At 38.9% G+C, this 14,673-nt stretch carries 14 protein-coding genes; 5 read left to right on the plus strand and 9 right to left on the minus strand.

Going from position 1 to position 14,673, the window contains the following annotated elements:
- Positions 1 to 4 precede the first annotated feature (4 nt).
- Entirely contained in the window at positions 5 to 445 is a 441-nt protein-coding gene (locus ACE2AL_RS10245; RefSeq protein WP_206086072.1) for a DUF2569 domain-containing protein, read from the minus strand.
- A 393-nt stretch (positions 446 to 838) separates the two neighbouring features.
- Between ACE2AL_RS10245 and ACE2AL_RS10250 the strand changes: the two genes are divergently transcribed.
- Positions 839 to 1,813, plus strand: a complete 975-nt coding sequence (locus ACE2AL_RS10250) for a bile acid:sodium symporter family protein (RefSeq protein WP_206086071.1) — start codon at positions 839 to 841, stop codon at positions 1,811 to 1,813.
- A gap of 240 nt (positions 1,814 to 2,053) precedes the next feature.
- Here the strand turns inward: ACE2AL_RS10250 and add are convergent, their stop codons facing one another.
- The 3 genes from add to manA all read right to left on the minus strand — a co-directional run bounded on the left by add (position 2,054) and on the right by manA (position 6,184).
- A complete protein-coding gene (gene add / locus ACE2AL_RS10255) occupies positions 2,054 to 3,055 on the minus strand; it encodes an adenosine deaminase (protein WP_272573569.1) in 1,002 nt (333 codons plus the stop codon).
- Between the two features lie 196 nt (positions 3,056 to 3,251).
- Positions 3,252 to 4,898 (minus strand): YdgA family protein, encoded by a 1,647-nt coding sequence (locus ACE2AL_RS10260; protein ID WP_375083460.1) that lies wholly within the window; start codon positions 4,896 to 4,898, stop codon positions 3,252 to 3,254.
- A gap of 110 nt (positions 4,899 to 5,008) precedes the next feature.
- Positions 5,009 to 6,184, minus strand: coding sequence for a mannose-6-phosphate isomerase (gene manA / locus ACE2AL_RS10265; RefSeq protein ID WP_206086068.1), 1,176 nt, complete (start codon positions 6,182 to 6,184; stop codon positions 5,009 to 5,011).
- 179 nt (positions 6,185 to 6,363) lie between these two features.
- Here manA and fumC point away from each other — a divergent pair, with 179 nt between their 5' ends.
- Positions 6,364 to 7,761, plus strand: coding sequence for a class II fumarate hydratase (gene fumC, locus ACE2AL_RS10270; protein ID WP_206086067.1), 1,398 nt, complete (start codon positions 6,364 to 6,366; stop codon positions 7,759 to 7,761).
- Between the two features lie 58 nt (positions 7,762 to 7,819).
- On the opposite strand, the gene tus is transcribed toward fumC, so the two are convergent.
- The 3 genes from tus to ACE2AL_RS10285 form a co-directional block, all read right to left on the minus strand.
- Entirely contained in the window at positions 7,820 to 8,728 is a 909-nt protein-coding gene (tus, locus tag ACE2AL_RS10275) for a DNA replication terminus site-binding protein (protein ID WP_272538400.1), read from the minus strand.
- Positions 8,729 to 8,846: 118 nt separating this feature from the next.
- Positions 8,847 to 9,425 carry a lytic polysaccharide monooxygenase gene (locus tag ACE2AL_RS10280; RefSeq protein WP_206086065.1) on the minus strand — a complete coding sequence of 193 codons (579 nt, stop codon included), beginning with the start codon at positions 9,423 to 9,425 and terminating at the stop codon, positions 8,847 to 8,849.
- A gap of 82 nt (positions 9,426 to 9,507) precedes the next feature.
- Complete coding sequence (locus tag ACE2AL_RS10285) at positions 9,508 to 10,779, minus strand: MFS transporter (RefSeq protein WP_206086064.1); 1,272 nt, start codon at positions 10,777 to 10,779, stop codon at positions 9,508 to 9,510.
- Between the two features lie 115 nt (positions 10,780 to 10,894).
- On the opposite strand from ACE2AL_RS10285, the gene ACE2AL_RS10290 reads away from it, so the two are divergent.
- The 3 genes from ACE2AL_RS10290 to bioD all read left to right on the plus strand — a co-directional run bounded on the left by ACE2AL_RS10290 (position 10,895) and on the right by bioD (position 13,923).
- Positions 10,895 to 11,800, plus strand: a complete 906-nt coding sequence (locus ACE2AL_RS10290; protein WP_206086063.1) for a LysR family transcriptional regulator — start codon at positions 10,895 to 10,897, stop codon at positions 11,798 to 11,800.
- Positions 11,801 to 11,896: 96 nt separating this feature from the next.
- Complete coding sequence (locus ACE2AL_RS10295) at positions 11,897 to 13,108, plus strand: ROK family protein (protein ID WP_375083461.1); 1,212 nt, start codon at positions 11,897 to 11,899, stop codon at positions 13,106 to 13,108.
- Positions 13,109 to 13,248: 140 nt separating this feature from the next.
- Positions 13,249 to 13,923, plus strand: coding sequence for a dethiobiotin synthase (bioD, locus tag ACE2AL_RS10300; protein ID WP_206086061.1), 675 nt, complete (start codon positions 13,249 to 13,251; stop codon positions 13,921 to 13,923).
- Between the two features lie 64 nt (positions 13,924 to 13,987).
- On the opposite strand, the gene ACE2AL_RS10305 is transcribed toward bioD, so the two are convergent.
- Both ACE2AL_RS10305 and ACE2AL_RS10310 read right to left on the minus strand, forming a co-directional pair.
- Complete coding sequence (locus tag ACE2AL_RS10305) at positions 13,988 to 14,221, minus strand: DUF1161 domain-containing protein (protein WP_206086060.1); 234 nt, start codon at positions 14,219 to 14,221, stop codon at positions 13,988 to 13,990.
- A 44-nt stretch (positions 14,222 to 14,265) separates the two neighbouring features.
- Positions 14,266 to 14,640, minus strand: a complete 375-nt coding sequence (locus tag ACE2AL_RS10310; protein WP_206086059.1) for a DUF1283 family protein — start codon at positions 14,638 to 14,640, stop codon at positions 14,266 to 14,268.
- Positions 14,641 to 14,673: the final 33 nt, after the last annotated feature.

A 14,673-nucleotide genomic window follows, 5' to 3' on the forward strand; every position in this document is an offset into this window, starting at 1 on the left:
ATGCTTATCGATCTTGTGTGAAAGTCATTTTAACTCGTTGAGAACGTTTTAAATAAGGGACAAAGAACCCCGCACCTAACAGGGGCCAAGCAAGGACTTGCAGAGCCGTTTTGTCATCAATGGGTGAAAATGCAAATGTTTTTAGTCCTAATAATAATAAAATAAGTAACCAAATCGTAAAGCGGCGAGGGAAGTGCTTTGAACGAGAAAACATTAATTGAAGCACATGAACACTAAATACTGTCATACCAATCGAGATTGCAAATGACAAATACCACGCAGCAGGAATAAACGTTATCCAACCCTCTACCGTGGAGACAATTTCATACAGCTTGATGCAATACATCACCGTCATACTACAAACTGCCAAGAAAGTGAGTAGCAAGTAGATTGCAGGAACCAAAAGCCAACCCGTCAGGCGGTTAGCGTCATAAACTGAACTCATAAATAATTATCCATTTTTAGCCAATCGCAATCGATTTAACAATTCTATCATAGATTTATTTGCCAACTCATTCCTTCTAATGCTACTTTTCGAGCCTTATTTATATCTACAGCGATGAAAAAGCTTAGGCATAACGACGATTAACCCGTGATCGATTAAGATCTAGCGAGGATCTTCATAATAACTGGCTGTTTTGTACTGTAAACAGGCTTTTTTAGCGAACTTATTAAATAAGCGTTGTTAAACGGTAATATGGAGTGACGCTGTCACTTTAATAAATTTCAGGGAAGCTGAGATTTTTTCCATTGAAAAATGAATTATTACGGCTATCTTTTAAGGCTAAAACCGATTTTAAGGCCAATTAAAGCACTGCCTTTTGTTATGGATAAGCAAATGAACTTACTTGCAAAATTAAGAATTGACCCTTTTTTACTGATTATGATTTGTGTTGTGGGCGTGGCAAGCTTATTTCCTTGTGAAGGAGATATTAAAACGGGCTTCCAATACCTAACAACTGCGGCGATTGCCCTATTGTTTTTTATGCATGGAGCTAAGTTATCACGCGAGTCAATAATGGCTGGGATAGGGCACTGGCGATTACATTTACTGGTATTTGCAAGTACATTTATTTTATTCCCCATTATTGGTCTCGGCTTAGCCGTTATTGTGCCTGCATGGATGTCGCCGACGGTTTATATGGGTTTCCTCTATCTATGTGCATTACCAGCAACCGTCCAATCTGCCATTGCATTCACTTCTGTTGCAGGCGGGAATATCGCCGCTGCGATTTGCAGTGCTTCTGCATCTAGCATTTTAGGTGTCTTTCTTTCACCTATCTTAGTTGGCCTTTTGATGGATGCAGATGGTAGCCAAGCCGTTGACACACTCAATGCTATTGGTTCTATTCTTATGCAATTAATGTTGCCTTTCGTTGTGGGGCATTTATCTCGCCCATTAATTGCTAATTGGATTAATCGTCATCGTAAATTAGTGAATATCACTGACCGATCTTCGATATTACTTGTCGTCTATGTTGCATTTAGTGAAGCAGTGGTTGAGGGGATTTGGCAGAAAATTGATGTTTATTCACTATTGATGATTGTTGTTGTGACATGCATTATTTTATTTGTTGTGATAGTGATAAACACGTTAGCGGCTCGTTTACTTGGCTTTAGCAAAGAAGATGAAATCACGATTGTTTTTTGTGGTTCAAAGAAAAGCTTAGCAAATGGCGTTCCAATGGCGAATGTGTTATTTCCCGCAGCCACGGTAGGCGTGATTTTATTGCCACTGATGATTTTCCACCAAGTCCAATTGATGGTGAGTGCGGTATTGGCACAGCGTTATGCAAAACGCTTAGTGAAGTAATCGTTGTATCGAATAGCTTGAATAACATGTTTATTTAAGCTGTTTTTGTTCTTTTCAGTCTCTCTAACTCTAACTTTTAGTTACAACATACTATTTGTTATTATTAAATAAAGTACCTTAGCATTGTAATTAACAGGTTAGCAGCTTTACAGGCGTGCGTGATTGAAAACAATGTGAGTTTGTCTGGAAGAAGGAACTGAAGGAAAAGGGCATCATTCTGTGCCCTCAATAACTCACTAATTAACGTTTGGCCGCTTTTTGGGCTAGCGCGACTTTCTCGCTATCCGATAAAAATGCCATTGTTAAGCCGTTACGCTGTGCTTGTTCTATCTCTGTAACGCTCAAACCTGCTTGTGGTGCGGCGACTTCATATTCATGGCGTAGTTCAATGCCTTGAACGGCAGGATCATCAGTATTAATTGATGCTAACACACCCTGTTGCAAAAAGGTTTTGAGTGGGTGCTGAGCCAATGAAGGCACAGTGCTAGTTTGGATATTCGACGTCAAACAGCTTTCCATACCAATTTGATGTTGAGCTAAATATTCAATCAGAGCAGGGTCTTCAATAGCTTTTACACCGTGGCCGATGCGTTGTGCGCCTAATACTTTGATTGCATGCCAAATACTGGCAGCACCAGCGGCTTCTCCTGCATGTACGGTAATGTTTAAACCTGTATCACGAGCTTTAATAAAATGCTCTTCAAATAGCTCACCAGGGAAACCTAACTCATCACCCGCAAGGTCTAAAGCACATAATTGGTTACGATGTGCAAGCAAACCTTGTAATTCAGTGGTACAAGCTTTTTGCCCAAACGTACGGCTCAAGATACCAATCAGATTTATTTTAATATCATATTGGCGACAACCCGCTTTAACACCATCAACAATCGCTTCTACCACACCTTCAACGGGTAATTGGTGCTTCATCGCCATGTAATAAGGTGAAAAGCGTAATTCTGCATAATCGATACCTGCATTGAATGCATCTTCGACATTTTCAAACGCAACACGACGACATGCATCTAAATCAGCAAGAACCGCCACACCCCAATCTAATTTTGTTAAGAAACCCACCAAGTCGGCTTCTTGGCCTATAATTTGCACATGAGGGCGAAGAGCTTCAAGTTCCGTGGCTGGTAATTGAATATTGTGTTCTTTAGCTAAAGAAAGAATGGTTTCTGGACGGATATTACCATCAAGGTGGCGATGTAAATCGGTTAAAGGGAGATTTGTTTTTATCACGGAATGTTCCTTTATCTATTTTCTTCCCTTATTTTGGCTGTTACAACGCCAAAGGCAATCTTAAGTCACGAAAAATGTGAAACACATTCAATTATTACATAATAATTGTGATTCAAATCACATTTATTATGTGAGGTAAAAAAAAACGCCAATCAAATTGACTGGCGCTTTAAATTTTTTAGGTAACAGAAATTAATTAGTTAGCTGGAGCTTCTTGCGGAGCAGGCGCTAATTCTGGTGCTTCCATTTCTGGAGCAGGCTCTGCATCAGGGGCTGGAACAGCTTCGTACTCTAAAGCATCATCTGGATTCGACATAATTTTCATCTTAGTCAGGAATTCAGCTAATGTATACTTATCATTGTTGAATGTGAGGTCATTACCTGCAAACTTGATAGTCATCGTTAAATCATTTTCACTATCAATCATCCAAGGTGATTTTTTCTGTTTTGCTTTTTCAGCACGTTCTTCATCTGTCATGAACATTTCTTCGAATGGGGAAGAGAACATGTCAGACGTTAACATTTGCTGCACGCCTTCGAACTCAGACGTTACCATGCCTTTCATTTCTTTCTTCGTATCAGCATCAACTGGTGTACCTTGGTCAATGATCATGCCTTGCGTCATAGATTCGATTAACATTGGTTTGTTCAGTTTCAGGTTGAAGTCGAAAGATGAAATCAATTGCTTAATAGCTTCATCAACTTTGTTAGACATTGCTAAGGCTGTAATTTCGTCTTGGTTCCATTTGTTAAACGTAATGTTCAAGTCAACAGAGCTTTGACCTGCTTCGTTTTTCCAGTAGAACGGGCTAACAGTGAAAACAGGTTTGCTTTTCATCAGCTCAGGTAATGTAGTAGACATCATTTCCATCGCTAAACGTTCTGTTGCTTCAGTTGGATCGCCATTTGCTAAGCCTTGTGCCAATGCTTCGTTGTATTGCTCAACAAATTTGCCCAATGCTTTTGCATCTAACTTTTCAATTGCAACAGTTAATTCGCCCGAACCTAAGTTTTGCTCTAATGCTTTTAAGTCAGCGATACTGTAAGAGATATTCCCTTTAACATCTTCACCTGTGATAGCTGTATCACTTGAGATTTTGAAATCTTTAAATGAGAATTTGGTATCAGGGATGTTAAAGTCAGTGTCTGCAATAATAAACGATTGTTTACCTGTATAGAAACCGTACTGAGATTTTGTCACATTAGAGACTAATTTTAAGCCTTTTAATGTCATGGATTCAGTTTTATCTTTCTTACCGATAACTAAACTGTCAGTAATTAAAGACGCGTCAACCGCAGCAAGGTCAGCCGTTGTTGAAATATCAAGCTTAGAACCACTGAAAGAAACGGTAGCATCATCTTTAGAGTATTCAACAGGGATTAACTCTAAATTAGTATCAATGCTTTTGCTGTAACCGATAACAGCATTACCATGAATGAATGGCTTCCCTTTGGTTGCTTCAAATAATTCTTTAGTTGTAGCATTATTGGCTAATTCAACTTGGGTCGCTGCTAATTTAGGCATTAAATTAAATTTGGCAACCTGTGAAATAGGGAATGGGCCATGGTCGATATTTGCTTTAAATACGATTGATTCATCAGGTGTAGTCGAATCTGCTGACGTAATTACGATATCTGCTTGTGAAGAGAAAACGCCTTTTTTGTAGTTTTCTAATTTAAAGTTCACACCTGATTCAGGCACATTTACAGCAAAAAAATCGTTGGTTTTCAGGATGACTCTATCAAGTTCATCTTTAACTTTAGAACCTGTATACCATGATGCACCGGTCCACACTGCGCCCAGAGCAACGATAACACCAACCGCGACTAATGACTTTTTCATTATAAACATCCATCCTTTCAGTACGTTTCTAACGCACTTATAAATTTGTATAAGTTTTATATAACCGTCTTAATGCTGCGTAAGAAAGACGGCTAATACAGAATATGACACTAAAGATTAAACACTCGAGCAAGTTTACCATTACCTTTAATGGAAACATGTTTCTCATACGCAGGCAGAAAAATAGACTCACCAGAATCAATGCTAATTTCTTTATCACCTGAGTTTAAAACTAACTCGCCTTCAATACAGAATAAAATTGAGGCTGTATCGTTAGTTAGGGTAATCCCCGAGTGATTAATAGAATATATATTAAATGAAAAATCTTCTACTGGAATATGATATTTCCAGATATTTCCAGATTTTTCGGGGATATTTAACAAATCATGCGCAGGCGTAGGTTTGAAATCAATATTCGCAATTAACTCAGGTATATCGATATGCTTATTTGTCAAGCCTGCGCGTAGCACATTATCGGAGTTGGCCATCACTTCTAAACCGACACCTTCTAAATAAGCATGTGGTGTTCGCGCATATAAAAACATTGCTTCGCCAGGTTGCAATTCAATGACATTTAAAAGAAGAGGGGTAAATAAGCCATTATCTTCAGGATATAAGCTAACCATTTGTTTTATTGAGTCCCAAGGTTCTCCCTGACGGCTATTTAAGGCTGCCTTTAATACCCCTAGAGCCAACTCTTTTTGTGCGCCAGTTAGATTCAGAAGTTGTGCAAACAATCGAGAAAGCTTCTCTTCAGAAGGAGATTGAACAAATAACTGAATGTCAGGATGAGCTGCAGAAACAAAATCAAGTAAAGCTGCAATTTCATTCAGGGGACGAAACGCATTCATCGCCTTGAAAGGCGTTAATGCATAGATTAATTCGGGTTTATGATTATCGTCTTTGTAATTACGGAGAGGTGAATCGAGTGGTATGCCTGCCGCATTCTCTTTGGCAAAGCCAACTTCAGCATATTTCTTATTGGGATGAACTTGAACTGACAGCGGCTGAGCCGCACAAAGTACTTTGAAAAGATAAGGCAATCGGTGATAAGTTTGCGCCACCTTTTTTCCTAAATACAACTCAGGATGACTATCAATCAATGTATTTAACGGAGTAATTTGATTATTTTGGCTATCGATAACGTCGGAGCTAGCTTTAGGATGCGCTCCCATCCAAAGTTCAGCCATTGGCAAATTCTCTGGATTTGCGATTCCATACAGCTGTGTTAGGGCGTTTTTACTTCCCCAATCATAATTTTGGACTTTGTTTATCATTTTAAGCATAGCAAAATTCTCTTTTTTGTAAAAATCAACTCATTTCCTTAACATCAGGGTACAATAAGCTCGACCAAGTCTCATAAATTAAATTCAATTTGTGGCATTATACTGCTCGGTTATTTGCTTACCTGCAAGCAGACGATTCTAAAATTAATTATTCTGTGTATGTACCTAAGGAGATAGTAATGGCAGCCACTCGCATTGAAAAAGACTCAATGGGGCCTATCGAAGTACCTGCTGACCAGTTGTGGGGCGCGCAAACGCAGCGTTCTTTAGAACATTTCCGTATATCTGTAGAAAAAATGCCAGTCGCGCTTATCCACGCACTTGCGATCACTAAAAAAGCGGCAGCAAGTGTGAATATGGATTTGGGACTACTCGTTAAAGAACGTGGCGATGCAATTATTGCCGCTGCTGACGAAGTTTTAGCGGGTAAACACCCAACAGAATTCCCTTTAGCTATTTGGCAAACGGGTTCTGGTACACAAAGTAACATGAACATGAATGAAGTGTTAGCAAATCGTGGTAGTGAAATTTTAGGTGGTCAAAGAGGTAATGACCGTCTGATCCACCCAAACGATGACGTTAACAAAAGCCAAAGTTCAAATGATGTCTTTCCTACCGCGATGCACGTAGCTGCCGTTGTAGCTATTCGTGAACATCTGCTCCCAGAATTGAAAATTTTGCATAAAACTCTAGATGCAAAAGCAAAAGAATTTAAAGACATTGTTAAAATTGGCCGTACCCACTTACAAGATGCAACACCGCTGACTTTAGGCCAAGAAATTTCAGGTTGGGCTGCGATGTTAGCTCACAGCGAAAAACACATTGAGAACGCGGTTCCTCATGTTTGTGAATTAGCATTAGGCGGTACTGCAGTCGGTACAGGTCTGAATACTCACCCAGAGTATGCGGTTCGTGTTGCTAAAAAAATTGCTGAATTAACAGGGCAACCATTCATCACTGCACCGAATAAATTCGAAGCATTAGCAACATGCGATAGCTTGGTTCATGCTCACGGTGCGTTAAAAGGCTTAGCGGCATCATTAATGAAAATCGCTAATGATGTTAGATGGTTAGCTTCTGGCCCTCGTTGTGGTATTGGCGAAATTTCAATTCCAGAAAACGAACCAGGCAGTTCAATCATGCCAGGTAAAGTTAACCCAACACAATGTGAAGCATTAACCATGCTGTGCGCACAAGTCATGGGTAACGATGTTGCTGTGAATATAGGAGGTGCTTCGGGTAACTTTGAATTAAACGTTTTCCGTCCAATGTTAATCGATAACTTCCTGCAATCGGTACGTTTATTAGCTGATGGTATGCGTAGCTTTAATGAACACTGTGCTGTGGGTATCGAGCCAAACCGTGAGCGCATTGAGAAATTACTACATGAATCATTAATGTTAGTAACCGCATTAAATACGCACATTGGTTATGATAAAGCAGCTGAAATTGCGAAAAAAGCGCATAAAGAAGGCCTAACATTAAAAGAGTCTGCATTAAAGCTGAACTATTTAACTGAAGAGCAGTTTAATGATTGGGTTCGTCCAGAGGACATGGTTGGCAGTATGAAATCTTAATCTAAACGTTAAGATTAAATCTTAAGGCACCCGCATGGTTAAACTAGCGGGTGTTTTTTTATCGCTCAATGTAAAGATTTAATCGAGGGATCAATAACTCAACAGGTTTTGCGCGTGGGCGATTACGTAATGCGATATTATCTGCATGGTAGTCAGGCAACTCCCCAATTTTGATTTCAGCCAATGTTTTCTCTACAGCAAAAACGAATAATGGTGTTGCACAGGCAAATTGAGTCTGTTTTTGCTGAGCCTTATCCCAAACGCGTGCAATTGGCTGCACTTTTACAGGGCGCTGGGTTTTTAAAATGGCATCATGGGGAAGGGACTCAATCAATTGTATTTCTGTTTTTAATTGCAATTGCCAATGCTCTCGCGGTAAATGAGCAGGGCAACGGCCATTTTCTAAACTATATTGTAATTTATCGAGCAATGTTTCTTTAGTGATTTTATTGATCACTTTTTTATTTGCCCAACCAAAGCCTAATGTATCTACATCCACTAAGCTTGTGATAGTACGGTAAGTATTTAACGTGAGTAGGCCATGCAAACTTTCTCTAATAAACTCAAATCGTTGAGTCTCATCTATCTGCGTAACAAGGGTTTTAATGGATATCTTCAGCTGATTGATTTCATCTATTAATTGGTTAAACCGCTGATAACCCTGGTTGTCTATTTGAATACAAATGACACCTGGTAGCCGAATAGCGGCTTTGTTACTAATTTCAGTAGATTTATTATGTATAAACAGTAGGTTGAGTAGGGCAATGACTTCTTTTATTGCATTATTACCAGTAATCTCATCAACAATAATTTCGTTGACCTCATTGTTTTCATCACCTTTAATGACATCGGGTAATGTATAAACTTTAGCTATATATTGTTTCTGCTCAGACAATAACCCAGATAACTGTTTTATCTGGCATTCTAATTGGTTAAAAAATTCGATTAATATTTGTTTTTTATTCATATGAATTAGTTACAACATACAGTTTGTTTAAATATAAATTAACATTAGCAACAGTGTTTTTCAATTCGATTGTGTTAACTAGAGTAAAAAGGGGATGACTCCCCTTATTTTAGCACTTTCAGTTCGATTTCACAAAATGTATATTTAAATCAATTGCTTGATAAAATGCATTACCTGTGTCATCGATTGTCCATACTGCTAAAATGGTATGGTACCCTTGATGTGATAATGGAAGGACACAGTTATGTTGAACAACTTCCTGTGGTATTTCAACGCGTTCGTATTTGCAAAAAGGTTTTAACTCAAATTGCGCACGAGATAGCGGTGCATTTGGATTCCAATTTAATTTGGTGATGAAGTATTCCCATTTCGTGGTTTTATGTATCGCTGTTAACCGCCATCTGAAATCAATTTCAGGGGAGGATTGTGTCAAGCGTTTCCAACGAAGAGGAGTTTGTTCATCAAGCTGTTTAAACTGGGGTAGTCCTGCACTCGCAATTTGACCATCAAGCGGGCCTTTTTCTGGAAACCCCTTCGGTCCTTCAACTGATTGGGGTTCATATTGAACAGGGCCACAATTTTTGTTTTCTTGTTTTTTACACAAATAAGCTCGACTTTCAGGAGACTCGACATATCCATGGGACCAAACTAGAAAACTACAACAGAAAAGAACTGGGGCAAACAACAACGGTTTCATCTCATTTCCTCGTTATTAAAAGAGCGTGTATCATCCAGTAATAACGAGGGGGAGAAAATTTTAACCTTTATCAGTGTCTAAGCTAATGGTCATAACAGCCTGATTTCAATCGGCATGCAATCATAACACCAACCAATAATATTCCTGCGATGAATAAAGCAACGCCGTTCCAACCATAATTAGCCCAGAATAGCCCACCAACTGTACCCGCAATACTTGAGCCCGCATAATAGCTGAATAAATACAGTGAAGATGCTTGCCCTCGAGCCCGTTTAGCACGACGTCCAACCCAGCTGCTAGCAACAGAGTGTGCCGCGAAAAAACCAGTTGTTAATAAGGTCATTCCCAATAAAACAATCCAGACATTTGAATGTAATGTAATTAAAATACCTAATAACATCAATGAAATAGCAGCAATCAATATGTTACCTAATCCATATTTCTGGGTGAGACTGCCTGTTTTTGTCGCACTGTATGTACCTGTTAAGTAGATAACAGATAAAAAACCAACGGTAGATTGTGATAAGTTATAAGGTGCTTCTAATAAGCGGTAACCAATATAATTATACATGGTGACGAACCCGCCCATGAGAACAAAACCCTCAACAAATAACCAAGGTAAGCCTTTATCCCTAAAATGAAGATGTAAATTGACCCATAAATTTTTCGGTTTTAACGAGCTGGCACGAAAGTGTTGGGAAGGGGGTAATAAACGCCAGAAACTTATCGCAGCAATCAAAGCCAAGGTCCCTAAAATCACGACAGCGACACGCCATGAAAAATAATCAGCAACAACCCCTGTCATTAATCGTCCACTCATTCCACCAATGGAATTCCCGCTGATATAAAGTCCCATAGAAAGAGCCACATAACTTGGGTGTATCTCTTCACTTAAATAAGTCATGGCTACAGCGGCAACGCCACTAAGGGATAAGCCAACTAAGGCTCTAGCAATCAAAATACCTTGCCAGCTTTGCATCACTGAACTTAATAACGTAAATAATGCCGCACATGTCAACGCTATCACCATCACGTTTTTACGACCAATCGCATCTGATATTGGCCCTGTGATTAACAAACCTAAAGCCATTAAGCCTGTGCTTAATGAAAGGGCTAGGCTGGCTGTTGCAGGAGATACGTTAAAATCTGTGGATAATAAAGGCAGGATAGGCTGCACAAAATACAGCAGCGCAAATGTTGCAAAACCAACTGTAAAAAAGGAGAGGGTGACACGTAGGTATAAAGCGTCATCTCTTTGAATATAATGTTTTTTAGGTGCGACATGTACCGCGGAGTCAGTTTCTTCCCTTTCAGCAGGTTGCTCAGTAGTCAGGCTATTGGATGAGTGTTCCATGTGTATTCCTTGTCATACTAACTCATTTGATTTTGATCAAAGAATAGAAATTCCTAAGTTTTTTGTCTAATATATTAATTATCTAAAATGATACTTTAAAGATATCAATATACTTATGAACATTGAACTGAGGCATTTACGCTATTTTATTGCGGTAGCAGAAGAGCTCCATTTTGGGCGAGCCGCTGAGCGCCTACATATATCACAACCTCCATTAAGCCAACAAATACAATCACTTGAAGAACAAATTCATGCTAAATTATTGGAGCGAAATAATCGAAATGTCGCTCTAACACCGGCAGGAACCATGTTTTTAAAAGAGGCTTATCAAATACTTGCTCAAGTTAATGCGGCTGCAACTAAAGCAGCTCGAATGGAAAAAGGTGAGCTCGGTGAATTATCTATTGGTTTTACTTCCACAACACCCTTTATGCATAAAGTCACAATGAGCTTAAGGCAATACCGTGAAACTTACCCTGAAGTCTCTATTCACATGCACCAAATGAATACAAAACAACAAATTGCGCCTTTAGTAACTGGGCGCATTGACATGGGGATTATGCGAAATACTATTTTGCCTGAGCAACTCGACTATCAATTGCTGTTTAAAGAATCATTTATGGTTGCCGTTTATGAAGGGCACCCATTGTTAGAATTCGAAGAGCAAGGCGTCGATATTCAATTGTTGGCTAATTACCCTCTAATTTTTTTTGAACGTGAAGTAGGAACGGCGTTACATGATGAGATCAGTCAGTTATTAACCTCCGCAGGGATCGTCCCTAAAATCTCACAAGAAGCTGGGGAAGCCATGACAATACTTGGGTTAGTTTCCGCAGGAATGGGAATATCTATTATTACTGAATCATTCACACGCATGAAAATTGATGGTGTAAGATATGTAAAATTAATTAATATTGAGGCATCATCTGAAGTATGGTTAGTTTACAATACCCGTAGAACCTTACCTGCAGTCGCTAAAAAATTGACTCAAATTTTGATTTCCAATATTGTCGGCAAATAAACGTGACCGAAATCACACTTGGTATGTATGCAGAATCATTCATATACAGAATAAGGCATAATAACTAATTGCTTTATAAAGGATTTGACAATCGCTATGCTGAACCAAACGGGTCATATTGACCAAATAAAACAATTAAACACAGGTATTGTGTATCGAATAATTGATCAACATGGTCCAATATCGCGTATTGCCTTATCTAAGCAAGCTTCATTAGCCCCTGCAAGTATCACTAAAATTACCCGTGAGCTAATGGATGCCCACCTTATTAAAGAGCTAGAATTTCCAGTATTGGGTTTGCGAGGTCGCCCCGCAATTGGTCTGGTCATTGAAAGTGAAGGGTGGCAGTTTCTTTCGATGGTTATTGAGCCACGTAAAATCACGGTTTCTTTGAAGGAAATTAATGGGGTGACGCTAGCGCAAAACACATACCCATTTGATGTGTGTGGTAATGATGCTTTTATTCATGAATTGCTTGAGTTAATCAGCCAGTTTTTTGCTGATCATCAAATGTTAATTGAGCGGCTTACTGCGATCAGCATCCTTGCAGAAGGTATCATAGATCCTTACCAAGGGATTGTTTTCCAACTTACGGGTTTCAATATTAATTCTTTACCAATAGCACAACATCTGACTAAACAGACAGGTTTACCTGTTTATTTACACTCAACCGTTGATGCACTGGCATTAATGGATCATTTTTCGCTTTCAGCAAAACGACAAGCCACAAATATTATTTACCTTCAAATACAGGATGTGGTGAATGCCACTGTACTAAACCGTGGCGTGACATTAGATGCCAATACACAAAAACCGCTTCTATTCGGTCATAGTCAGTTAGGTGAATCGAATCAAGTTGCCTGTTATTGTGGAGGTGAGGGTTGCTTGGAAACGCATATTTCCATTCCAGTGGTATTGCAAAAAGCCAGTAATTTATCTTGTCATTACCCTGATAGCGTCTTATTCCAAAGTGAAATATCAATCGATAAAATTTGCGCTGGCGCAATATTAGGCGATCCCCTTTGTGTTTATCTAATAGAAATGGTAGCAAAACAATTGGCCAAACCATTATCGTTAATGGTAAGCCTATTTGGTACTGAACTTATTCTTATTAACTCCCCCTTAAATATAGCATCAGAGAGATTATTTGAGCGGTTGCATCATTATATACATCAATACGCATCTCCTCTGTATAGTTCTCATTTATTAATAGAAAAATCTAATTTTTCAGTAAAAGAAAGTGAATCCACATTAATTCAGCGCGCTTTATATGATGGTTCACTGCTACTACAATTGCTACAAGGCTAAAACAATTAGATAAACTTTTGACTATCGACCACAAAATTGAGCTAACGCAAACTTATCACTTTCCCATTCCCATAAACTGAATCCATATCATTTTTACAGCTTATTGCTGCTAGTCTGTCACTTCAGGATAGAAAAAGACCATGATCAATCTATTTATTACCGGGACAGATACAGATGTCGGGAAGACAGTATCGACACTTGCTATTTTGCAAGCACTCAATGGACAAGGAATTAAAGCCGTAGGATACAAACCTATTGCAGATCAATGCATTGATACCCCAGAAGGAGTCAGGAATAAAGATGCATTATTGATTCACAGTGTGTCTAAAGACCTCGTTTCTTATGATGAAGTTAATCCAGTTCGCATCACTGACAACTACAGCCATGAGAACAGTATTGATTTTAGTAAAATCAAACAAGGTTTAGAGCATTTACATGAACAATGCGACATGGTCGTTATTGAAGGAAATGGCGGTTGGCGCTATTTACTTGATGATAATACTTTTTATGCCGATTGGCTCAAAGGACAATCTGTCGGAGTCATCTTAGTGGTGGGTATTCAGCACGGTTGTGTCAATCATGCCTTGTTAACAGCGGATGCAATTAGAGCCGATGGTTTACCGCTAATTGGCTGGATGGCAAACCGAATTAATCCAGGTCTTGCTCATTACGCACAAATTATTGACCGTCTACAGCACCACATTAAAGCGCCACTAATTGGTGAAATTCCGTATTTATTACGGCCAGAAGAGCGGGATTTAGGACGCTATTTGCATATCGAAAAATTGCAGGAATTTATTACTGTACCAGCATAATTATTTGAAAATAAACAAATAAAAAGGGCGATTTATTCGCCCTTTTTGTGTTATTTATCCATGCCTAATGGCGAGTATAAATAATTTTATATGAATCATTTTGGCAGTGACCGACAACTTGGCCTTTTGATGGGTCAACTTCATCATTAGGAACTGCAACTAAACTAAAACTATCGGCAGGTACGCCATTATTGATAATTTTCTGTTTAATTTCTTCTATCACACTTTCACATGAAGCTTGAGCAAAAGCAGGGGCCAACATCACTAAAAATAATGGAACTAACAATTTCTTTCGCATCGATCCTCCTTGGTAAATGACTCCATAACGAACAAGTTAACAACTTACGGGTTAATTGGACGACCAGTACCAACATCTAAACAGCGCTTTGTACTAGGCTCCCAATAGGCATTCAGATTCAAGCTTTTTTCACACTTATCTTTTGCATCAAATGCGGCGTCAATCTTATCGAACTCTTTTTCAGTACGCGTATTCACTTTATTGCGTAACATTCGAGTGTTATCCCATTGTTCTTTTTCTTGGCGAGCTTGTTCTTTATTTAAAGTATCATCACCTTTACCAACAGAAACACAAGTACTGCCTGCAGTGCATGACGTTGTTGTATTTCCCTGAGCAGCGGGTGCAACTGTTGTCCAAAGTAATGGTAAACAGACACACATAGCTGCTACGCTTTTCTTCAAAATATTCTGAGTACTCATGTAAATTCCTTACTAAACAGGGCCAATATCTTG

Source organism: Providencia xihuensis, from assembly GCF_041953405.1.
In the GTDB taxonomy this organism is placed as follows: Bacteria; Pseudomonadota; Gammaproteobacteria; order Enterobacterales; family Enterobacteriaceae; genus Providencia; species Providencia vermicola.